20 protein-coding genes are annotated in these 21367 nt (G+C 71.9%); 16 read left to right on the top strand and 4 right to left on the bottom strand.

Annotated features, from left to right (window positions below; all coding sequences use genetic code 11):
• Nucleotides 1-218 precede the first annotated feature (218 nt).
• Complete coding sequence (rpsT, locus tag JYK04_RS15905; RefSeq protein WP_030384651.1) at nt 219-485, bottom strand: 30S ribosomal protein S20; 267 nt, start codon at nt 483-485, stop codon at nt 219-221.
• Between the two features lie 255 nt (nt 486-740).
• On the opposite strand from rpsT, the gene lepA reads away from it, so the two are divergent.
• The 3 genes from lepA (at nt 741) to hemW (ending at nt 6172) form a co-directional block, all read left to right on the top strand.
• Entirely contained in the window at nt 741-2606 is a 1866-nt protein-coding gene (lepA, locus tag JYK04_RS15900) for a translation elongation factor 4 (protein WP_189736883.1), read from the top strand.
• 236 nt (nt 2607-2842) lie between these two features.
• On the top strand, nt 2843-4735 hold the full coding sequence (locus JYK04_RS15895) for an AMP-dependent synthetase/ligase (protein WP_189736880.1): 1893 nt from the start codon (nt 2843-2845) through the stop codon (nt 4733-4735).
• 204 nt (nt 4736-4939) lie between these two features.
• Complete coding sequence (gene hemW / locus JYK04_RS15890; RefSeq protein WP_189736878.1) at nt 4940-6172, top strand: radical SAM family heme chaperone HemW; 1233 nt, start codon at nt 4940-4942, stop codon at nt 6170-6172.
• 185 nt (nt 6173-6357) lie between these two features.
• Here hemW and JYK04_RS15885 read toward each other — a convergent pair whose 3' ends face one another.
• Both JYK04_RS15885 and JYK04_RS15880 read right to left on the bottom strand, forming a co-directional pair.
• Nucleotides 6358-7158 (bottom strand): DUF3097 domain-containing protein, encoded by an 801-nt coding sequence (locus tag JYK04_RS15885; protein ID WP_189736877.1) that lies wholly within the window; start codon nt 7156-7158, stop codon nt 6358-6360.
• A 28-nt stretch (nt 7159-7186) separates the two neighbouring features.
• The gene (locus JYK04_RS15880; protein ID WP_189736875.1) at nt 7187-7912 is read right to left on the bottom strand and encodes an MBL fold metallo-hydrolase; all 726 of its coding nucleotides are present in this window, start codon (nt 7910-7912) and stop codon (nt 7187-7189) included.
• Nucleotides 7913-8058: 146 nt separating this feature from the next.
• Between JYK04_RS15880 and hrcA the strand changes: the two genes are divergently transcribed.
• From hrcA to JYK04_RS15820, 12 genes are all read left to right on the top strand, one after another.
• A complete protein-coding gene (gene hrcA / locus JYK04_RS15875) occupies nt 8059-9075 on the top strand; it encodes a heat-inducible transcriptional repressor HrcA (protein WP_189736873.1) in 1017 nt (338 codons plus the stop codon).
• On the top strand, nt 9076-10215 hold the full coding sequence (gene dnaJ / locus JYK04_RS15870) for a molecular chaperone DnaJ (protein ID WP_030010180.1): 1140 nt from the start codon (nt 9076-9078) through the stop codon (nt 10213-10215).
• Between the two features lie 156 nt (nt 10216-10371).
• Nucleotides 10372-11463 carry a nitronate monooxygenase gene (locus JYK04_RS15865; RefSeq protein ID WP_189736871.1) on the top strand — a complete coding sequence of 364 codons (1092 nt, stop codon included), beginning with the start codon at nt 10372-10374 and terminating at the stop codon, nt 11461-11463.
• On the top strand, nt 11460-12206 hold the full coding sequence (locus JYK04_RS15860; RefSeq protein WP_189736869.1) for a 16S rRNA (uracil(1498)-N(3))-methyltransferase: 747 nt from the start codon (nt 11460-11462) through the stop codon (nt 12204-12206). Before JYK04_RS15865 ends, JYK04_RS15860 begins: the two co-directional genes overlap by 4 nt.
• A 73-nt stretch (nt 12207-12279) precedes the next feature.
• On the top strand, nt 12280-12639 hold the full coding sequence (locus tag JYK04_RS15855) for a histidine triad nucleotide-binding protein (protein WP_189736867.1): 360 nt from the start codon (nt 12280-12282) through the stop codon (nt 12637-12639).
• Between the two features lie 3 nt (nt 12640-12642).
• Nucleotides 12643-13548, top strand: coding sequence for a ribonuclease Z (locus JYK04_RS15850; RefSeq protein WP_189736865.1), 906 nt, complete (start codon nt 12643-12645; stop codon nt 13546-13548).
• A 220-nt stretch (nt 13549-13768) separates the two neighbouring features.
• The gene (locus tag JYK04_RS15845) at nt 13769-14863 is read left to right on the top strand and encodes a carbohydrate kinase family protein (protein ID WP_373297422.1); all 1095 of its coding nucleotides are present in this window, start codon (nt 13769-13771) and stop codon (nt 14861-14863) included.
• 125 nt (nt 14864-14988) lie between these two features.
• Nucleotides 14989-16032, top strand: a complete 1044-nt coding sequence (locus JYK04_RS15840; protein WP_189736863.1) for a PhoH family protein — start codon at nt 14989-14991, stop codon at nt 16030-16032.
• A 13-nt stretch (nt 16033-16045) separates the two neighbouring features.
• Nucleotides 16046-16543, top strand: coding sequence for an rRNA maturation RNase YbeY (gene ybeY / locus JYK04_RS15835; protein WP_189736861.1), 498 nt, complete (start codon nt 16046-16048; stop codon nt 16541-16543).
• On the top strand, nt 16540-17844 hold the full coding sequence (locus JYK04_RS15830) for a hemolysin family protein (RefSeq protein ID WP_189736859.1): 1305 nt from the start codon (nt 16540-16542) through the stop codon (nt 17842-17844). Before ybeY ends, JYK04_RS15830 begins: the two co-directional genes overlap by 4 nt.
• A complete protein-coding gene (locus JYK04_RS15825; RefSeq protein WP_189736857.1) occupies nt 17841-18194 on the top strand; it encodes an MmcQ/YjbR family DNA-binding protein in 354 nt (117 codons plus the stop codon). Before JYK04_RS15830 ends, JYK04_RS15825 begins: the two co-directional genes overlap by 4 nt.
• A 48-nt stretch (nt 18195-18242) precedes the next feature.
• On the top strand, nt 18243-18611 hold the full coding sequence (locus JYK04_RS15820; RefSeq protein WP_373297421.1) for a cytidine deaminase: 369 nt from the start codon (nt 18243-18245) through the stop codon (nt 18609-18611).
• A 285-nt stretch (nt 18612-18896) separates the two neighbouring features.
• Here JYK04_RS15820 and JYK04_RS15815 read toward each other — a convergent pair whose 3' ends face one another.
• Nucleotides 18897-20177: an MFS transporter gene (locus JYK04_RS15815; RefSeq protein WP_189736853.1), complete on the bottom strand. Its 1281-nt coding sequence runs from the start codon at nt 20175-20177 to the stop codon at nt 18897-18899.
• Between the two features lie 71 nt (nt 20178-20248).
• Here JYK04_RS15815 and JYK04_RS15810 point away from each other — a divergent pair, with 71 nt between their 5' ends.
• Nucleotides 20249-21286, top strand: coding sequence for a GlxA family transcriptional regulator (locus tag JYK04_RS15810; protein WP_189736851.1), 1038 nt, complete (start codon nt 20249-20251; stop codon nt 21284-21286).
• Nucleotides 21287-21367: the final 81 nt, after the last annotated feature.

The following is a 21367-nucleotide window of genomic DNA, read 5'->3' as shown; positions in this document are numbered from 1 at the left end:
GCACCTCTGCGACCGAGCGCCCGCGGCAGCGCCGGCCAGCGCGCCGGGCAGCACGAAGGCCCCGGCCGCCGCCCTGGGGAAGGGCGGCGGCCGGGGCCTTCGGTTACTTCTGGTTGCGCCGCACCCGCGTGGCGAACGCTTCGTGTGCGGAGCGGGGTGCCGGTCAGGAGCGGGAGAGAGGGCCCACTGGGTCCCTTCCGGCGATCACATCAGGGAGCTCAGCCCTGCAGGGAGGCAACCTTGGTGGCCAGCGCCGACTTCTTGTTGGCGGCGGCGTTCTTGTGGATGACACCCTTCGAGACAGCCTTGTCGAGCGCACGCGCGGCAGCGCGAGAAGCCACGGTGGCCTTCTCGACGTCACCGGCGACGACGGCCTCGCGGGCCTTGCGGATCGCGGTCTTGAGCGAGGACTTGACGGCCTTGTTGCGCAGGCGCGCCTTCTCGTTCGTCTTGTTCCGCTTGATCTGGGACTTGATGTTCGCCACGAAAGAGCCTTTTCAGGTTCAGAGTTTGATCTTCGGATTGTGTCCCGACAGCTGAGAGGGCATACGAGACACAGCTGCCCAGGCTACCAGGCACGCTGCGGGCGGCCCAAACCGAGCGCACTGCCCCGTCCATGGGACCATGGGAGTCTGCGTATAGATCCGACATCGCGCCGCCGACAGCGACGGGAGCCGGACTTTCGCTCCGACCGACGCTCCGCAAACGCTTCCGACTGCGACCGAGAATCAGGACACTGCGTGCCCGCGATCCCCAGCCACGTGCCCGAGCCGAGCCGTACCGACTCGGCGCTGATCCGCAACTTCTGCATCATCGCGCACATCGACCACGGCAAGTCGACCCTTGCCGACCGGATGCTCCAGATCACCGGTGTGGTCGACCAGCGGCAGATGCGCGCCCAGTACCTCGACCGCATGGACATCGAGCGTGAGCGCGGCATCACGATCAAGTCCCAGGCGGTCCGGCTGCCCTGGGCACCCACCACGGGCGAGGGCCAGGGCAACACCCACATCCTCAACATGATCGACACCCCCGGGCACGTCGACTTCACCTACGAGGTCTCGCGCTCCCTCGCCGCGTGCGAGGGCACCGTCCTCCTGGTGGACGCCGCCCAGGGCATCGAGGCGCAGACCCTCGCCAACCTGTACCTGGCGATGGAGAACGACCTCGCGATCGTCCCCGTCCTGAACAAGATCGACCTGCCGGCCGCCCAGCCGGAGAAGTTCGCCGAGGAGCTGGCGAACCTCATCGGCTGCCAGCCCGAGGACGTGCTGCGCGTCTCGGCGAAGACCGGTCTCGGCGTCGAGGCGCTGCTCGACAAGGTCGTCGCCACGGTCCCGGCCCCGGTCGGCGTCAAGGACGCCCCGGCCCGCGCCATGATCTTCGACTCCGTCTACGACTCGTACCGTGGCGTCGTCACGTACGTCCGTGTGGTCGACGGCCAGCTGAACAAGCGCGAGCGCATCCGGATGATGTCCACCGGCGCCACCCACGAGCTGCTGGAGATCGGTGTCTCCTCCCCGGAGATGACCCCGTCCGACGGCATCGGCGTCGGTGAGGTGGGCTACATCATCACCGGCGTGAAGGACGTCCGCCAGTCCAAGGTCGGTGACACCATCACCAGCCTGCACAACGGCGCCACCGAGGCCCTCGGCGGCTACAAGGACCCGCGGCCTATGGTCTTCTCGGGCCTCTACCCGCTCGACGGCTCGGACTACCCCGACCTGCGCGAGGCCCTGGACAAGCTGCAGCTCAACGACGCCGCGCTCGTCTACGAGCCGGAGACCTCGGCGGCGCTCGGCTTCGGCTTCCGCGTCGGCTTCCTCGGCCTGCTCCACCTGGACGTGGTCCGTGAGCGCCTGGAGCGCGAGTTCGGCCTCGACCTGATCGCCACCGCGCCCAACGTGGTCTACCGGGTGGTCATGGAGGACGGCAAGGAAGTCACCGTCACCAACCCGAGCGAGTTCCCCGAGGGCAAGATCTCGGACGTGTTCGAGCCGGTCGTCAAGGCCACCGTGCTCGCGCCCACCGAGTTCATCGGCGCGATCATGGAGCTGTGCCAGCAGCGCCGCGGCACCCTCCTCGGCATGGACTACCTCTCCGAGGACCGGGTCGAGATCCGCTACACCCTCCCCCTCGCCGAGATCGTCTTCGACTTCTTCGACCAGCTGAAGTCCAAGACCCGCGGCTACGCCTCCCTGGACTACGAACCCACGGGCGAGCAGTCCGGCAGCCTGGTCAAGGTCGACATCCTGCTGCACGGCGACAAGGTCGACGCCTTCTCAGCCGTCACGCACAAGGACGCCGCCTACGCCTACGGCGTGCGCCTCGTCGCCAAGCTGCGCGAGCTCATCCCGCGGCAGGCCTTCGAGGTGCCGATCCAGGCCGCGATCGGCTCCCGCGTCATCGCCCGCGAGACCATCCGCGCCATCCGCAAGGACGTCCTCGCCAAGTGCTACGGCGGTGACATCTCCCGTAAGCGGAAGCTGCTGGAGAAGCAGAAGGAAGGCAAGAAGCGGATGAAGATGGTCGGCTCCGTGGAGGTCCCGCAGGAGGCCTTCATCGCCGTCCTCTCCAGTGACGAGTCCGGCGGCAAGAAGAAGTAGCAGCCCCGCCGTCACCCGACGCAGACAGGCCCCCGCACTCAGGTGCGGGGGCCTCTTTCGTTATGAAGCGGCCGCTCGCGGGCCCTTACGCGCGCGCCGGTCGCGCTCTAGTCTGATCACTGCTCGACGGTTACTCGCCAGTTTAAAAAGCCACCGGCTGCAAACCCCGCCAGTCCCCAGCGCTCCCCAGCGCCCCACGCCCACGCACTACCGCGTGGATCGGTCCGGAGGATGTCGTGAGCGACACACAGACCTATCTCGAGAACCGCCCGCCCACCGTGGCGGTGCTCTTCCTTGAGCGCGTCGCAGCGACGCCGAACGACGAGGCCTACCGGTACCCGGTACCGGCGGCCGGCGGCCAGGGCGGCGCCGACGACTGGAGATCACTCAGCTGGGGCCAGGCGGCCGAGCGGGTGTTCGCCATCGCCGCCGGGCTGATCTCCCTCGGCCTGGAAACGGAGGAGCGCGTCGCGCTCGCCTCCAACACCCGGGTCGACTGGATCCTCTCCGACCTCGGCGTGATGTGCGCGGGCGGCGCGGTCACCACGATCTACCCCAGCACCAACGCTGACGAGTCGGCGTTCATCCTCTCGGACTCCGAGAGCCGGGTGCTCATCGCCGAAGACGCCAAGCAGCTGGCGAAGGCGCGCGAGCGCCGCGCCGAGCTGCCCAGGCTCGCCCACGTCGTGGTCCTGGACGCCGACGACGCGATCGCCGCCGAGGGCGACCCCGAGGGCTGGGTCCTCTCCCTCGCCGAGCTGGAGTCGCGCGGCAAGGAGTACCTCGCCAAGCACCCCGAGGCGGTCAACGAGCGCGTCGCGGCCATCACCTCCGACCAGCTCGCCACCCTCATCTACACCTCCGGCACCACCGGCCGCCCCAAGGGCGTCCGGCTGCCGCACGACAACTGGTCGTACATGGCCAAGGCCATGGTCGCCACCGGGCTGATCGGCAAGGAGGACGTCCAGTACCTGTGGCTGCCGCTGGCCCACGTCTTCGGCAAGGTGCTGACCTCCGGGCAGATCGAGGCCGGGCACGTGACCGCCGTCGACGGCCGGATCGACAAGATCATCGAGAACCTGCCGATCGTGCAGCCGACGTACATGGCCGCCGTCCCGCGCATCTTCGAGAAGGTCTACAACGGTGTGGCCGCCAAGGCCCGCGCCGCCGGCGGAGCCAAGTACAAGATCTTCAAGTGGTCGGTCGGCGTCGCCCGCGAGTACGCGAAGGTCACGCAGGACAACTTCCGCCGCACCGGCCAGGCGACCGCCCCCTTCGGCCTCACCACCAAGCACAAGATCGCCGACGCGCTCGTCTACTCCAAGCTCCGCGAGGCCTTCGGCGGGAAGCTGCGCGCCGCCGTCTCCGGCGCCTCCGCCCTGGCCCCCGAGATCGGCTTCTTCTTCTCCGGCGCGGGCGTCCACATCCTGGAGGGCTACGGCCTGACCGAGTCCAGCGCGGCCTCCTTCGTCAACCCGGGCGAGGCCTACCGCACCGGCACGGTCGGCAAGCCGCTCCCCGGCACCGAGGTCCGCATCGCCGACGACGGCGAGGTCCTGCTGCGCGGCCCCGGCATCATGCAGGGCTACCACCGGCAGCCGGACAAGACCGCCGAGGTCCTGGAGTCCGACGGCTGGCTGCACACGGGCGACATCGGCGAGCTGTCGGCCGACGGCTACCTGCGCATCACCGACCGCAAGAAGGACCTGATCAAGACCTCGGGCGGCAAGTACGTCGCCCCGGCGGAGATCGAGGGACAGTTCAAGGCGATCTGCCCGTACGTGTCGACGATCGTCGTGCACGGCGCCGACCGCAACTTCTGCTCGGCGCTGATCGCCCTCGACGAGCCCTCGATCCTGACCTGGGCGGCCGAGAACGGGCTGGAGGGCAAGGCGTACGGAGAGGTCCTGGCGGCTCCGGAGACCAACCGCCTGATCGAGACGTACGTACAGACCCTGAACGAGGGCCTGCAGCGCTGGCAGACGATCAAGAAGTTCCGGCTCCTGCCGCGCGACCTCGACGTCGAGCACGGCGACCTCACGCCCAGCCTGAAGCTGAAGCGACCGGTGGTCGAGCGTGAGTTCAAGCACCTGATCGAGGAGATGTACGAGGGGTCGCGCGAGGCGTAGCGCCTGCCGCGGGCCCGGCGGGGCGGGGCGGCGGACCGCCCCGCGGACCCCGCCGTTCCCGGGCGGCCCCGGGTGTCGGCCGCGAGCCGGCTCCCGGGGCTCCGCCCCGGACCCCGCGCCTCAAACGCCGGCGGGGCCGGACGTGACGACGGCGGGGCTGGACGTGACGGCGGCGGGGCCGTTCTCGTGCGGGATGATGGGGGTATGCCTTCCGCACTCCCCGATGGTGAACCCATGCCCGAAGACGGCGCGCTGCCGTCGCATGCCCTGGTGGGCGCGGGGGAGCGGCCGCTCGGGTTCTACCTGCACGTCCCGTACTGCGCCACGCGCTGCGGCTACTGCGACTTCAACACCTACACGGCCACCGAGCTGCGGGGCACCGGCGGCGTGCTCGCCTCCCGGGAGAACTACGCCGACACCCTGATCGACGAGGTCAGGCTGGCGCGGAAGGTGCTCGGGGACGACCCGCGGCAGGTCCGGACCGTCTTCGTCGGCGGCGGCACGCCCACGCTGCTGCCCGCCGGGGACCTCGTACGGATGCTCGCGGCGATCCGGGACGAATTCGGCCTGGCCGAGGACGCCGAGATCACCACCGAGGCCAACCCGGAGTCCGTGAACCCGGAGTACCTGGCCGAGCTGCGCGCCGGGGGCTTCAACCGGGTCTCCTTCGGCATGCAGAGCGCCAAGCAGCACGTCCTGAAGGTGCTCGACCGCACCCACACGCCGGGGCGCCCCGAGGCGTGCGTCGCGGAGGCGCGGGCGGCGGGCTTCGAGCACGTCAACCTCGACCTGATCTACGGCACGCCCGGGGAGTCGGACGAGGACTGGCGGGCGACCCTCGCGGCGGCGCTGGGCGCCGGGCCGGACCACATCAGCGCCTACGCGCTGATCGTCGAGGAGGGCACGCAGCTGGCGCGCCGGATCCGCCGCGGCGAGGTCCCGATGACGGACGACGACGTCCACGCCGACCGGTACCTGATCGCGGACTCGGTCATGGCCGAGGCCGGGTACTCCTGGTACGAGGTCTCGAACTGGGCCACCTCCGAGGCCGGGCGCTGCCTGCACAACGAGCTGTACTGGCGCGGCGCCGACTGGTGGGGCGCGGGGCCGGGCGCGCACTCGCACGTGGGCGGGGTGCGGTGGTGGAACGTCAAGCACCCGGGCGCGTACGCCGCGGCGCTGGCGGAGGGCCGCTCCCCGGGCGCGGGGCGCGAGCTCCTCTCCGAGGAGGACCGGCGGGTGGAGCGGATCCTGCTGGAGCTGCGGCTGGTGGACGGGGTCCCGCTGACCCTGCTGGCCCCGGCCGGGCTCGCCGCCTCCCGCAAGGCCCTGGCGGACGGGCTGCTGGACGCGGGCCCGTACGAGGCGGGGCGGGCCGTGCTGACCCTGCGGGGGCGGCTGCTGGCCGATGCGGTGGTTCGGGACCTGGTGGACTGACCAGCCTGCGGCGCCGTTGCCGGGGGCGCTGCCCCCGGACCCCCGCGCCTCAATCGCCGGCGGGGCTGAAAGGTCGCCTCAAGCGCCGGCGGGGCTGGGAGGGAGCCGGCGGGGCTGAAAGGTCGCCTCAAGCGCCGGCGGGGCTGGGAGGGAGCCGGCGGGGCTGAAAGGTCGCCCGGGCGGGTCTACGGGGCCGTGACGTGGTCGATGAGGTGTTCCACCGAGCCCAGGAGCGTCGGCTCCAGGTCCTTGTAGGACGTCACCCGGGACAGGATGTGCTGCCAGGCGGCGCCCGTGTTCTCCGGCCAGCCCAGGGCCCGGCAGACGCCCGTCTTCCAGTCCTGGCCGGGCGGGATCACCGGCCACGCGGGGATGCCCAGCGCGGACGGCTTCACCGCCTGCCAGACGTCCACGTACGGGTGGCCCACGATCAGGACGTCCGGGGAGGTCACCGACGCCGCGATGCGGGACTCCTTCGAGCCCGGGACGAGGTGGTCCACCAGGACTCCGAGGCGGGCGTCCGCGGCCGGGGCGAAGTCGGCGACGACGGCCGGGAGGTCGTCGATGCCCTCCAGGTACTCCACCACCACGCCCTCGATCCGCAGGTCGTCGCCCCAGACCCGCTCCACCAGCTCCGCGTCGTGCCGGCCCTCGACGTAGATCCGGCCCGCCCGCGCCACCCGCGCCCGCGCCCCGGGCACGGCCAGCGAGCCCGAGGCCGTCCGGAGCGGCCCGGCGGGCCGGCGCGCGGGGCGGATCAGGGTGACCACCTCGCCGTCCAGCAGGAACCCGCGCGGTTCCATCGGGAACACCCGCCGCTTGCCGAAGCGGTCCTCCAGGGTCACCGTGCCCGCCTCGCAGGCCACCACCGCGCCGCAGAAGTCCGTACCGGCCACCTCGACCACCAGGTCGGGGTCCGCCGCCACCTCCGGCACGGCCTTGGGTCGCTTCCACTGCGGGGTCAGGTCGGGGGAGTACTCGCGCATCCGGCCGACAGTAGGAGAGCCGCGCGCGTCACGCCTCCGACACGCCGAAACGGGCCGCCAGTGTGGCGCGTTGGGCACGGACGAAGTCCGCCCCGACCACCGCTCCGTGACCCGGTACGTACAGTGCGTCTTCCCCGCCCAGCGACAGCAGCCGGTCCAGGGCCGCGGGCCACTGCCCGGGAGTGGCGTCCGGGCCCGCCATGGGCTCGCCCGACTCCTCGACGAGGTCCCCGCAGAAGACCACCTCGCGCTCGCCCGGCACGAAGACGGCCAGGTCGTGCCCGGTGTGCCCGGGCCCCACATTCGCCAGCAGCACCTGCACGCCGCCCAGTTCCAGCGTCCACTCGCCCGACACCGAATGCCGGGGCGGCACCAGCAGGTCCACCGCCTGCGCCGCCTCCGCCTCCGCGAGCCCGTGCCGTACCGCGTCCCCGCGCAGCTCCTCGCGTCCCGTCGACAGCAGTGCGGCCAGCCCGACCGCCCCGAACACCTCGGCCCCGGCGAAGGCGGCCGCGCCCAGGACATGATCGAAATGACCGTGCGTGAATGCGATATGGGTCACGCTCCGGCCCGTCAGCCGCTCCGCCTCGGCCCGCACCTCGGACCCCTCGCGCAGGCACGACCCGGGGTCGATCAGGAGCACCGAATCCTCGCCCACCACCAGCCCCACGGTGCAGTCCCACACCGGCAGCCGCCGCCGGCCGGCCCGTCCGGTCAGCCGTTCCCAGCCGGACTCTTCCCAACGCACGTCCATACCGCGACGCTACCCTGGCGGGCCTCCCTTGCCAGGGGCTTACCGCCCGGCCGTACACTGAGCGGGGGCTCTCTGGCACTCGAACGATCAGAGTGCCAACGAACACGGCAGAACACGGCAACGGACCACAGCTGGAGGTGTGCGCGATGCTCAGCGAACGCAGACTCGAAGTGCTGCGCGCCATCGTCCAGGACTACGTCGGGACGGAGGAGCCGGTCGGCTCCAAGGCGCTCACGGAGCGGCACCGGCTCGGCGTCTCGCCCGCCACCGTGCGCAACGACATGGCCGTGCTGGAGGAGGAGGGCTACATCGCCCAGCCCCACACCAGCGCCGGCCGGATCCCCACCGACAAGGGCTACCGGCTCTTCGTCGACAAGCTCGCGGGGGTCAAGCCGCTCTCGTCGCCCGAGCGCCGGGCCATCCAGAACTTCCTCGACGGCGCCGTCGACCTCGACGACGTGGTCGGCCGCACGGTGCGGCTGCTCGCGCAGCTCACCCGGCAGGTCGCCGTCGTCCAGTACCCGAGCCTGACCCGCTCGACCGTCCGGCACGTGGAGCTGCTCTCGCTCGCTCCCGCACGCCTGATGCTCGTACTGATCACGGACACCGGGCGGGTCGAGCAGCGGCTCATCGACTGCCCGAGCCCCTTCGGGGAGACCTCGCTGGCGGACCTGCGGGCCCGGCTCAACAGCCGGGTCGTCGGGCGCCGCTTCACCGATGTGCCCCCGCTCGTCCAGGACCTCCCCGAATCCTTCGAGGCCGAGGACCGCGGCACGGTCTCCACCGTGCTCGCGACACTCCTCGAAACCCTGGTCGAGGAAGCCGAGGAGCGGCTGATGATCGGCGGTACCGCCAATCTCACCCGCTTCGGACACGATTTTCCCCTGACGATCAGGCCGGTGCTCGAAGCACTCGAGGAGCAGGTCGTGCTCCTCAAGCTGCTGGGCGAGGCCAACGAGTCGGGAATGGCCGTACGGATCGGGCACGAGAACGCCTACGAGGGACTGAACTCCACGTCGGTCGTCTCGGTCGGTTACGGTTCGGGCGGCGAAACAGTCGCCAAACTCGGCGTGGTCGGACCGACCCGCATGGACTACCCCGGAACGATGGGAGCGGTACGCGCAGTGGCACGTTACGTCGGACAGATCCTGGCGGAGTCGTAAGTGGCCACGGACTACTACGCCGTTCTCGGCGTGCGCCGCGACGCATCGCAGGACGAGATCAAGAAGGCCTTCCGGCGCCTCGCGCGTGAACTCCACCCGGATGTGAATCCGGACCCGAAGACGCAGGAGCGCTTCAAGGAGATCAACGCGGCCTACGAGGTGCTGTCGGACCCGCAGAAGAAGCAGGTCTACGACCTCGGCGGCGACCCGCTGTCCTCCTCGGGCGGTGGCGGCGGCGCGGGCGGCTTCGGAGCGGGCGGCTTCGGCAACTTCTCCGACATCATGGACGCCTTCTTCGGCCAGGCCTCGCAGCGCGGCCCGCGCTCGCGGACCCGGCGCGGCCAGGACGCGATGATCCGCCTCGACCTGGAGCTGGACGAGGCGGCCTTCGGGACGACCAAGGACATCCAGGTCGACACGGCCGTCGTCTGCAACACCTGCTCCGGTGAGGGCGCCGCTCCCGGCACCTCGGCGCAGACCTGCGACATGTGCCGCGGCCGCGGTGAGGTCTCGCAGGTCACCCGGTCCTTCCTGGGTCAGGTCATGACCTCGCGCCCCTGCCCGCAGTGCCAGGGCTTCGGCACCGTGGTCCCGACCCCGTGCCACGAGTGCGCGGGCGACGGCCGGGTCCGCTCCCGCCGCAGCCTCACGGTCAAGATCCCGGCGGGCGTCGAGAACGGCACCCGGATCCAGCTCGCGGGCGAGGGCGAGGTCGGCCCCGGCGGCGGCCCCGCCGGCGACCTGTACGTGGAGATCCACGAGCTGGCGCACCCGACCTTCCAGCGGCGCGGGGACGACCTGCACTGCACGGTCACCATCCCGATGACGGCGGCCGCGCTGGGCACCAAGTGCCCGCTGGAGACGCTGGACGGGCTGGAGGAGATCGACATCCGGCCCGGCACCGGGTCCGGCCAGGCGATCCCGCTGCACGGGCGCGGCGTCACCCACCTGCGCGGCGGCGGACGCGGCGACCTGATCGTGCACGTCGAGGTCACCACCCCGGGCAAGCTGGACGCCCAGCAGGAGGACCTGCTCCGCCAGCTGGCGAAGCTGCGCGGCGAGGAGCGGCCGATGGGTCAGTTCGCGCCGGGTCAGCAGGGTCTGTTCAGCCGGCTGAAGGACGCGTTCAACGGTCGCTGACCGACCGCGGTCCACCGTCACGAGCCCGGCCTGGGGATTCCCCGGCCGGGCTCGTCACAGGGGCCCGGCGACGGCCGGAGAACGGCCGGGAAGCGGACTATGCCAGGCGAATGCCGTGATTCGGCCCCATGCGCCGGACGTGGCACGATGCAGTCCATGTCCTCGGCACCGAACGGTCTCTCCCCGTATCCGATCGTGCAGGCTCCCATGGCGGGCGGCGCCTCCTGTCCCGTGCTCGCCGCCGCCGTGAGCGAGGCGGGCGGGCTGGGCTTCCTGGCCGGCGGCTACAAGACCGCCGACGGGATGTACCAGGAGATCAAGCAGGTGCGCGCGCTGACCCGGCGCCGCTTCGGCGTCAACCTCTTCATGCCGCAGACCGGTTACGTCGATCCGGCCGCCGTGGAGGCCTACCGCGGGCAGCTGGCCGGTGAGGCGAGCTGGTACGAGATCTCGCTCGCCGAGGAGGACATCATCGGCACCAGCGACGACGGCTACGACGCCAAGCTCGCCATCCTCCTCGAAGACCCGGTCCCGGTGGTCTCGTTCACCTTCGGCTGTCCCGCCTTCGCGGCCCTCGCTGCCCTGCGCAAGGCCGGTACGTACACCGTCGTCACGGTGACCTCCGCCGAGGAGGCCCGCAGCGCCCAGCACGCCGGTGCGGACGCGGTCTGCGTCCAGGGCACCGAGGCCGGCGGCCACCAGGGCACCCACCGGGACGACCCGCAGATCGACGGCACCGCGGCCGTGGGCCTCCTCGCGCTGGTGGCGCAGGTACGGGAGGCCGTGGCGCTCCCGATCATCGCGGCGGGCGGGGTCATGCGGGGCGCGCAGATCGCGGCCCTGCTGGCGGCGGGCGCGGAGTCGGCGCAGCTCGGGACGGCCTTCCTGGCCTGCCCGGAATCGGGGGCGGACCCGGTGCACAAGAAGGCCCTGACGGACCCGCTGTTCGTCCGCACCGAGCTGACCCGGGCCTTCTCCGGGCGGCCGGCGCGGGGGCTGGTGAACCGCTTCATGCGCGAGCACGGGCCGTACGCCCCGGCCGCGTACCCACAGGTCCACCACCTCACCTCGGGGCTGCGCAAGGCCGCGGCCGCGGCCGGGGACCCGCAGGGCATGGCCCTGTGGGCGGGCCAGGGGCACCGGCTGGCACGACCGCTGCCGGCGGGGGAGCTGGTGGAGGTGCTGGCGGCCGAACTGGCCCAGGCACAGAGCACGTTGAAGGCAATGCAGATGAGGAGTGCGTCATGACCGCCCCGGTGTTCGTGGTGGAAGAGGTCCCCGCGGGGCCGGAGTTCGTCCTGGACGGGCCGGAAGGCCGGCACGCGGTGTCCGTGAAACGGCTGAACCCGGGCGAGGACGTGGTCCTCACGGACGGGCGGGGCCACTGGGCGGAGGGCGTGGTCAAGGCCGCCGAGGGCAAGGACCGGCTGGTCGTCATGGACCTGCACAGCGTCGCGGAGGAGCCGGAGCCGGAGGTCCGGATCACGGTGGTCCAGGCCCTGCCCAAGGGGGACCGCGGCGAGCTGGCCGTCGAGACGATGACCGAGACCGGCGTGGACGCGATCGTGCCCTGGCAGGCCTCCCGCTGCATCACGCAGTGGCGCGGCGACCGCGGCGCCAAGTCCCTGGCCAAGTGGCGGGCCACGGCCCGGGAGGCGGGCAAGCAGTCCCGCCGGGTGCGCTTCCCGGAGGTGGCCGAGGCCATGTCCACCAAGCAGGTGGCGGCGCTGCTGGCCGGCGCCGACCTGGCGATGGTGCTCCACGAGGACCGCGACACCCCCTCCGGGGCGCTGGCCACGGCCGAGCTCCCCAAGTCCGGTTCCGTCGTGCTGGTGGTCGGCCCGGAGGGCGGCGTCTCCCCGGAGGAACTGGCCGTCTTCGCCGCCGCGGGGGCCCACCCCTACCGCCTGGGCCGTTCCGTCCTGCGGACCTCCACGGCCGGGACGGCGGCCACGGCGGTGCTGCTGGCCCGCACGGGCCGCTGGTCCTGACGCGACCGTGCCCGCGGCGGGCGTCCGGCTGGATACGATGCCCGGACCGATCACCGTCACGGGAGGCGAAGCAATGGCCGGGGAACCGCAGGCCGACTGCCTGTTCTGCAAGATCGTCGCGGGGCAGATCCCCGCGACCGTGGTACGGGAGACCGAGACCACGGTCGCCTTCCGGGACATCAACCCGCAGGCGCCCACGCACGTGCTCGTCATCCCCAAGGTGCACTACGCCGACGCGGCCTCCCTCGTGGAGGCCGAGCCGGGTGTCGCCGCCGACATACTGCGCGAGGCCGGCCAGGTCGCCCTCGACGAGAAGATCGTCGAACACGGCTACCGGGTCGTGTTCAACACCGGCTCCGGCGCCGGGCAGACCGTCTTCCACGCCCACGCGCACGTCCTCGGCGGCCGCGGCCTCCAGTGGCCCCCCGGATAGCACGTGTCCGTACGAGAGTTCGTGGTGCTGGGCACGGCCAGCCAGGTGCCCACCCGCCACCGCAACCACAACGGCTACCTGCTGCGCTGGGACGGCGAGGGCATCCTCTTCGACCCGGGCGAGGGCACCCAGCGCCAGATGCTGCGCGCCGGGGTGGCCGCGCACGACATCAACCGGATCTGCATCACCCACTTCCACGGTGACCACAGCCTCGGCCTCGCCGGGGTGATCCAGCGGATCAACCTCGACCAGGTCCCGCACCCCGTCACCGCGCACTACCCGGCCTCGGGACAGAAGTTCTTCGACCGGCTGCGCTACGCCACGGCCTACCGCGAGACCGTCCCGCTCCGCGAGGAGCCGGTGGCCGGGGACGGCATGCTGGCGCAGGGGTCCTCGTACACGCTGGAGGCCCGTCTGCTCTCGCACCCGGTCGAGTCCTTCGGCTACCGGATCACCGAGCCCGACGGCCGCCGCATGGTCCCCGAGCTGCTCGCCCGGCACGGGATCAAGGGGCCGGACGTGGGCCGGATCCAGCGCGAGGGACGGCTCGGGACGGTCACCCTGGAGGAGGTCAGCGAGCCCCGGCCCGGGCAGCGGTTCGCGTTCGTCATGGACACCCGGCTCTGCCCGGGCGTGGACGCGCTGGCCGAGGGCTGCGACATGCTGGTCATCGAGTCGACCTTCCTCGACGAGGACGAACGGCTGGCCACCGACCACGGGCACCTGACCGCCGGCCAGGCGGCGCGGGTGGCGCGGGACGCGGGCGTACGCCACCTCGTGCTGACGCACTTCTCGCAGCGCTACACCGACCCGGCCGAGTTCGAGCGCCAGGCCCGCGCGGCCGGCTTCGAGGGCGAGCTCACGGTGGCCGCGGACCTGGTGCGGGTGCCCCTGCCCAAGCGGGGCTGACGGGCGGGCCCGGTCCCCGCCCGGTCCCGGCCGCGACCGGGCCGGGGCCGTTTCGCCGGGCGGCCCGAGCGGCCCGAGCGGTCCGAGTGACGAAGGGCCTTCCGAGAGTGATCTGCGCCACACTGGGTTTTGGTCCCGCCCGGGGCGGGCAGGGCTGGCAGCTTTCCACGGGAAAACGTCATGCAGGAACGGGCCTTCGAGAAACAACGGGGAGATCGCCGTGACCGGTCGGGACTACGAAATCCGCGCAGCAGCAGTGGACCCGCTCGGTCCGCTGCGTGACCCCCAGGAACCCGGCTGTGACGTCTTCCTGACCGGAACGGTCTTCCTCGACATCATCTTCACGGGCCTCGACTCGGCCCCGGTACGCGGTACGGAGTCCTGGGCGCGCGGCATGGGCTCCAGCCCCGGCGGCGTCGCCAACATGGCCACCGCCCTGGCCCGGCTCGGCCTGCGCACCTCGCTGGCCGCCGCCTTCGGGGACGACCACTACGGCGAGTACTGCTGGGACGCCCTCGAACAGGGCGAGGGCATCGACCTGTCCATGTCGCACACCATCCCCGGCTGGCACAGCCCCGTCACCGTCTCGATGGCCTACGAGGGCGAGCGCACGATGGTCTCGCACGGCCACGAGGCCCCTCCGCCGGCGGGCCCCGGGCCCTTCCCGCAGTGCCCGCCACGGGCCCGCGCGGCCGTGGCCGCGCTGGGACCCGGCCGCGGCGAGGAGTGGATCGGCGAGGCCGCCCGGCGCGGCTCGCGGATCTTCGCGGACGTGGGATGGGACGAGAGCGGCCGGTGGGACCTGGGAGCCCTGGCCGACCTGGAGCACTGCGAGGCCTTCCTGCCGAACGCGGGCGAGGCGATGCGCTACACCCGGACCGACTGCCCGAGAGCCGCGGCCCGGGCGCTGGCGGAGAAGGTGCCGATCGCGGTGGTGACGATGGGCGCGGAGGGCTCGTACGCGGTGGACGGCCGCACCGGGGAGACCGCGCACGTCCCCGGGATCACGGTGGACGAGCTGGACCCGACGGGCGCGGGCGACGTCTACGTGGCGGGCTTCGTGACCGGCACCCTGGCCGGCTGGCCGCTCGCGGACCGGCTGGCCTTCGCCGGGCTGACGGCGGCCCTGTCGGTGCAGGAGTTCGGCGGCTCCCTGTCCGCGCCCGGCTGGCCGGAGGTGGCCCACTGGTGGCGGGACGCCCCGCAGGAGCTGCGCGGCCGGTACGGCTTCCTGGACGATCTCGTCCCGCCGGGCGGCACCCCGGCGGCCCGGCGCAGGGCCGTACCCACGATCGGCTTCCGGCACTCGGTGTAGGCGGCGCGATCGGGCGGTAAAACCTCTCGGGGAAGCCGCGGCGGAGACGTACGCTTGGTACTCCGGAGGTCGTCGATCGGCGCGGCCCCTCAGCGGGAGGTATGCGCAGGCCACAGTGCCGGCCCATGACTCAGACACCGACAGCCCACATCCCCGCGCCGGGGCAGGCGCGAGCCCACTTCACCGTTCCGGCCACGCACCCGATGGTGACCGTGCTCGGCTCGGGTGACGCCCTGTTGCGCGTGATCGAGAAGGCCTTCCCGAAGGCCGACATCCATGTTCGGGGCAATCAGGTCAGCGCGATCGGTGCAGCGGCGGAAGTCGCCCTGATCCAGCGGCTTTTCGACGAGATGATGCTGGTGCTCCGCACCGGGCAGCCGATGACGGAGGACGCAGTGGAACGCTCGATCGCCATGCTCAAGGCGAGCGGCAACGGCAATGGCGACGGGCCTGCCGAGACGCCCGCGGAGGTGCTCACCCAGAACATCCTCTCCAGCCGCGGCCGCACCATCCGACCCAAGACCCTCAACCAGAAGCGGTACGTCGACGCGATCGACAAGAACACGATCGTCTTCGGCATCGGCCCCGCCGGTACCGGCAAGACCTACCTCGCCATGGCCAAGGCCGTCCAGGCCCTGCAGTCCAAGCAGGTCAGCCGGATCATCCTGACCCGGCCCGCCGTCGAGGCGGGGGAGCGGCTCGGCTTCCTGCCGGGCACCCTCTTCGACAAGATCGACCCGTATCTGCGCCCGCTCTACGACGCGCTGCACGACATGATCGACCCCGACTCGATCCCGCGGCTGATGGCGGCGGGCACGATCGAGGTGGCCCCCCTGGCGTACATGCGCGGACGCACGCTCAACGAGGCGTTCGTCGTCCTCGACGAGGCGCAGAACACGACCACCGAGCAGATGAAGATGTTCCTGACCCGGCTCGGCTTCGACTCGAAGATCGTGGTCACCGGTGACGTCACCCAGATCGACCTGCCGGGTGGTGCCAGGAGCGGTCTGCGCCAGGTCCAGGACATCCTGGAAGGGGTCCCGGACATCCACTTCTCGCGGCTCACGTCCGAGGATGTCGTCCGGCACAAGCTGGTCGGCCGTATCGTCGACGCGTACGAGAAGTACGACGACGGCCAGCAGGCCGCGAACGGCTACCAGCGGAAGTAGAACCCAGCGCACCATGTCGATCGACGTCAACAACGAGTCCGGAACCGAGGTCGACGAGCAGGCGATCCTCGACATCGCCCGCTACGCGCTCACCCGGATGCGGATCCACCCGCTCTCCGAGCTCTCCGTCATCGTCATCGACGAGGACGCCATGGAGCAGCTCCACATCCAGTGGATGGATCTGCCCGGTCCGACCGACGTCATGTCCTTCCCGATGGACGAGCTCCGTCCGCCGACCAAGGACGAGGAGGAGCCCCCGCAGGGGCTCCTCGGCGACATCGTGCTCTGCCCCGAGGTCGCCAAGCGGCAGGGCGAGGAAGCCCCGACGCAGCACTCCATGGACGAGGAGCTCCAGCTCCTGACCGTCCACGGAGTGCTGCACCTGCTCGGCTACGACCACGAGGAGCCGGACGAGAAGGCCGAGATGTTCGGCCTCCAGGCGGCCATCGTCGACGGCTGGCGCGGTGAGCGCGGCATGACCGGTCCGTCCCCGGCTCCGACCGTCTCGTGAACGCCCCGCAGCTGATCACCGGGGCGGTGCTGCTGGTCGTGGTGGCCTGGTTCGCGGCCTGCGCCGAGTCCGGCATCGCCCGCATCTCCAGCTTCCGGGCCGAGCAGGCCGTGCGGGAGGGCCGGCGCGGGAGCGAGAAGCTCGCCCAGGTCGCCGGCGACCCCACCCGCTACCTCAACGTGGCCCTGCTCGTCCGCGTCACCTGCGAGATGGCGGCCGGGGTGCTCGTCACCTACGTCTGCCTCGACGAGTTCGGCGAGAACTGGACCGCGCTGCTCGTGGCCATCGCCGTCATGGTGCTCGTCTCCTTCGTCGCCGTGGGTGTCTCCCCGCGCACGATCGGCCGCCAGCACCCGCTGAACACGGCGACCGCGGCCGCGTACGTCCTCGTACCGCTGGCCCGGATCATGGGGCCGATCCCGCAGCTGCTGATCCTCATCGGCAACGCGCTCACGCCCGGGAAGGGCTTCCGCAAGGGGCCCTTCGCCTCCGAGGCCGAGCTGCGCGCGATGGTGGACCTCGCGGAGAAGGAATCGCTGATCGAGGACGACGAGCGCCGCATGGTGCACCAGGTCTTCGAGCTCGGCGACACGCTGGTGCGCGAGGTGATGGTGCCGCGCACCGACCTGGTCTGCATCGAGCGGTACAAGACGGTCCGTCAGGCGACCACGCTCGCGCTGCGGTCCGGCTTCTCCCGCATCCCGGTGACCGGGGAGAACGAGGACGACATAGTCGGGATCGTCTACCTGAAGGACCTGGTCCGCAAGACGCACATCAGCCGGGAGGCCGAGGCCGACCTGGTCTCGACCGCGATGCGGCCGGCCGTCTTCGTACCGGACACCAAGAACGCGGGCGACCTGCTGCGCGAGATGCAGCAGGTGCGCAACCACGTGGCCGTCGTCATCGACGAGTACGGCGGCACGGCCGGCATCGTCACCATCGAGGACATCCTCGAAGAGATCGTCGGCGAGATCACCGACGAGTACGACCGGGAACTCCCGCCGGTCGAGGACCTCGGCGAGGACCGCTACCGGGTCACCGCGCGGCTGGACATCACCGACCTCGGTGAGCTGTTCAAGGTCGAGGCCTTCGACGACGAGGACGTGGAGACGGTCGGCGGACTGCTGGCGAAGGCGCTGGGGCGGGTGCCGATCGCGGGCGCCTCCGCGGTGGTGGAACTGCCGGACGGACGTCCGCTGCGGCTGACCGCCGAATCCCCGGCGGGTCGGCGGAACAAGATCGTGACGGTTCTGGTGGAGCCGGTGGCCGCGGCGGAGGCCGCGGAGGAGGAGGGGGAATGACCCCGGAGCAACTGCGCACGTTCTGCCTGGGTTTCAACGCGGCGGTGGAGGAGTTCCCCTTCACCCCGGAGACCTCGGTGTTCAAGGTGCTCGGCAAGATGTTCGCGCTGTCGGCGCTGGACGCGGAGCCGCTCAAGGTCAACCTCAAGTGCGACCCGGAGCTGGCGGTGCGGCTGCGCGAGGAGCACGAGGCGATCGTGCCGGGCTACCACATGAACAAGCGGCACTGGAACACGGTGACGGTGGGCGGGGTCCCGGACGCGGTGTTGCGTGAGCTCGTCGAGGACTCCTACGACCTGGTGGTGGCGGGTCTGCCGCGGGCGGAGCGCCTGAAGCTCGACCGGCCCTGATCGGAGGCCCCGGCGGGGTCGTTGTACGGCCGGACAGCGGCGCTCCCTATGCTTTCGACCATGACGGAGAGCACCGGGATCGACCCCGAGGACAGCAAGATCATCACGCTGGCGCGCAGCGCCCGGGCCCGCAACGCGGTGCCGGAGGGGGCGGCGGTGCGGGACGAGACGGGCCGCACGTACGTCGCCGGGACGGTGGAGCTCGACTCCCTGAAGCTGAGCGCGCTGCAGACCGCGGTCGCGATGGCGGTGGCGAGCGGTGCGCGGTCCCTGGAGGCGGCGGCCGTCGTCAGCACGGCCGACACCCCGGCCGAAGCCGACCGCGCGGCCGTCCGCGACCTCGGCGGCCCGGACACCCCCGTCCTGCTGGCGGCCCCGGACGGCACCCTGAGGTCGACGACCCCGGCCGGCGCCTAGCCTCCCGGCAGGGGCAACCGAAAACTCCCGCCCGGCCACTTCCAGCCTTGGCCCGGCCAAAGTCAGCCTCGCCGGCGTTTGAGGCGCGGGGTCTGGGGCGGAGCCCCGGGAAACCCGGCTCCGCCGGGCACCGGGCTCCGCCCGGACCTCCCCCGGCTACCGCTGGGAGGTGCCCCCTCCTCAAACGCCGGCGAGGCTGGAAGTGGCGAGGTTGGAGGGGTCCGCGGAGGCGGCGTGACTCGGCATTCGGCCGGGCGGGGTCAAGGGCGGAGGGGCCGCCGGAGGCTAGCGGCGGCGGCGGATCGTCATCGCCATCAGGGCGGCCATCGCGCACAGCGCGCCCGAGGCGTACCAGACCGTGTCGTACGAGCCGGTGAGGTCGCGGGTCAGGCCGCCCAGGAAGGCCACCACCGCCGCGCCGATCTGGTGCGAGGCCAGGACCCAGCCGAAGACGATCGCGCCGTCGTCCCCGTAGTGCTCGCGGCACAGGGCGATCGTCGGCGGGACGGTCGCGACCCAGTCCAGGCCGTAGAAGACGATGAAGAAGAGCAGCGGCGGCCGAACCGACGGCGCCAGCAGCATCGGCAGGAAGAGCAGCGAGACCCCGCGCAGGGCGTAGTAGACGGCCAGCAGCCGCCGCGAGTCGAAGCGGTCCGTGAACCAGCCCGAGGCCACCGTGCCGATCACGTCGAACACGCCGACCACCGCCAGCAGCCCCGCGGCCGCCGTCACCGGCATGCCGTGGTCGTGGGCGGCCGGCACGAAGTGGGTCTTGACCAGGCCGTTGGTCGAGGCCCCGCAGATCGCGAAAGTGCCCGCCAGCAGCCAGAACGGGCCGGTCCGGGCCGCGTCGAGGAGCACCCGCAGCGCGCGCCGGGCCGCGCCCGGAACCGGGGCCGGCTTCGGCGCGTACGTGCCGCCGTACGGCGCGAGCCCCACGTCCGCCGGGTGGTCGCGCATCAGCAGCCACACGAAGGGGACGACGGCCAGGGCCGACAGGGACACCGTCACCGTCGCCGGGCGCCAGCCGTGGTGCTCGACCAGCCAGGCCAGCAGCGGCAGGAAGACCAGCTGGCCGGAGGCCCCGGCCGCGGTCAGGATGCCGGTGACCAGCCCGCGCCGGGCGGTGAACCAGCGGCCCGTCACGGTCGCCGCGAAGGCCAGGGCCATGGAGCCGCTGCCCAGCCCCACGAGGACGCCCCAGAACAGCACGAGCTGCCAGGGCGCGGTCATCCACACCGTGGCCAGCGAGCCCGAGGCGATGACGAGCAGGGCCAGGGCCACGACCCGGCGGATGCCGAAGCGGTCCATCAGGGCCGCGGCGAAGGGGGCGGTGAGCCCGTACAGCGCGAGGTTGACGGAGACGGCGAGGCCGATGGTCCCGCGCGACCAGTCGAACTCCGCGTGCAGCGGCTCGATGAGCAGTCCGGGCAGGGAGGCGAAGCCGGCCGCGCCGATGATCGTCACGAAGGTGACGGCGGCGACGAACCAGGCGCGGTGGACGCGGGCGGGCCGCTGCGGGGAGCGGCGGTCCACGGGGGCGGAGGCGGGGGCTGTCTGGGGCACGCCGAAAGCTTCCGGCCACCGGGGGACCGCGGGAAAGTGGCTTGACTGTCATGCTTCGCTACGATCGGGCCATGGAGTCGGAGAAGAAGGCGCACCGGGTCGTCGTCCTCGCCCTCACCGGGCTGCTGCCCTTCGAGCTCGGTATCCCGCACCGGATCTTCGGGCGGGCCAAGGGTCCGGCCGGGCGGCCGCTGTACGAGATCCTCACGTGCGGGCTCGCCCCGGGGCCGGTGCACACGGACGCCGACTTCGCGATCCACGTCGAGCACGGTCCGGAACTGCTGGCCACCGCCGACACGGTGGTGGTGCCGGCCTCGTACGAGCTGGGCGCGGTGTACGAGGAGGGCCGGCTGACCGACGAGCTCGCGGCGGCCCTCGCCCACATCCGGCCCGGCACCCGGCTCGTCTCCATCTGCACGGGCGGCTACGTGCTCGCCGCGGCCGGGTATCTGGACGGGCGCCCCGCCACCACCCACTGGGCCTGTGCCGAGCACTTCCAGCAGCTCTTCCCGGCCGTGCGGGTCGACCCGGACGTGCTCTACACCGACGACGGGGACGTGCTGACCTCGGCCGGAGTCGCCGCCGGGGTCGACCTGTGCCTGCACATCGTGCGCCGCGACCACGGCGCGGCCGTCGCCAACGAGGTGGCCCGGCGGACCGTCGTACCGCCCCACCGGGAGGGCGGGCAGGCGCAGTTCGTCGCGCGCCCGATGCCCGAGCCGCAGCTCGCCACGACCACGGCGGCCCGCGCCTGGGTGCTGGACCGGCTGCACGAACCGCTCCGGCTGACCGACCTGGCCCGGCAGGAGGCCATGTCGGTACGGACCTTCACGCGCCGGTTCCGCGAGGAGTCGGGCGTCAGCCCCGGCCAGTGGATCCTCGGCCGGCGGGTGGAGCGGGCCCGGCAGCTGCTGGAGCAGACGGAGCTGCCGATGGAGCAGGTGGCGCGGGACAGCGGCTTCGGTACGGCCCAGTCCCTGCGCAAGCACGTGCAGGCGGCGCTGGGAGTGAGTCCGACGGCCTACCGGCGCACCTTCCGTGCGGCCGGTGGGACGGACAACCTGCCATCTCCTGATGGGCCATCAGTTACTGCCGGACCCGCGCATTGACTTCTCCCGCCCCCCGCTCGTGAATGGCCCCCAGCGCCGGGCTCGGGCGCGCGGGAACCCAGGGGGCGGGCAGTGCGGATC

Source organism: Streptomyces nojiriensis (assembly GCF_017639205.1).
Lineage (GTDB): Bacteria > Actinomycetota > Actinomycetes > Streptomycetales > Streptomycetaceae > Streptomyces > Streptomyces nojiriensis.
Note: the sequence above shows the minus strand (reverse complement) of the source record. Positions and strands in the feature narration are given on the sequence as shown.

What these genes read in the sequence shown, in the direction of transcription:
- JYK04_RS15820 (WP_373297421.1), top strand. Translation starts at nt 18,243, where the DNA reads ATGCTTTCGACCATGACGGAGAGCACCGGGATCGACCCCGAGGACAGC.
- JYK04_RS15860 (WP_189736869.1), top strand. Translation starts at nt 11,460, where the DNA reads ATGACCGCCCCGGTGTTCGTGGTGGAAGAGGTCCCCGCGGGGCCGGAG.
- JYK04_RS15810 (WP_189736851.1), top strand. Translation starts at nt 20,249, where the DNA reads ATGGAGTCGGAGAAGAAGGCGCACCGGGTCGTCGTCCTCGCCCTCACC.
- JYK04_RS15865 (WP_189736871.1), top strand. Translation starts at nt 10,372, where the DNA reads ATGTCCTCGGCACCGAACGGTCTCTCCCCGTATCCGATCGTGCAGGCT.
- JYK04_RS15885 (WP_189736877.1), bottom strand. Translation starts at nt 7,158, where the DNA reads ATGCGCGAGTACTCCCCCGACCTGACCCCGCAGTGGAAGCGACCCAAG.
- ybeY (WP_189736861.1), top strand. Translation starts at nt 16,046, where the DNA reads ATGTCGATCGACGTCAACAACGAGTCCGGAACCGAGGTCGACGAGCAG.
- hemW (WP_189736878.1), top strand. Translation starts at nt 4,940, where the DNA reads ATGCCTTCCGCACTCCCCGATGGTGAACCCATGCCCGAAGACGGCGCG.
- JYK04_RS15825 (WP_189736857.1), top strand. Translation starts at nt 17,841, where the DNA reads ATGACCCCGGAGCAACTGCGCACGTTCTGCCTGGGTTTCAACGCGGCG.
- JYK04_RS15855 (WP_189736867.1), top strand. Translation starts at nt 12,280, where the DNA reads ATGGCCGGGGAACCGCAGGCCGACTGCCTGTTCTGCAAGATCGTCGCG.
- hrcA (WP_189736873.1), top strand. Translation starts at nt 8,059, where the DNA reads ATGCTCAGCGAACGCAGACTCGAAGTGCTGCGCGCCATCGTCCAGGAC.
- JYK04_RS15840 (WP_189736863.1), top strand. Translation starts at nt 14,989, where the DNA reads ATGACTCAGACACCGACAGCCCACATCCCCGCGCCGGGGCAGGCGCGA.
- JYK04_RS15880 (WP_189736875.1), bottom strand. Translation starts at nt 7,912, where the DNA reads ATGGACGTGCGTTGGGAAGAGTCCGGCTGGGAACGGCTGACCGGACGG.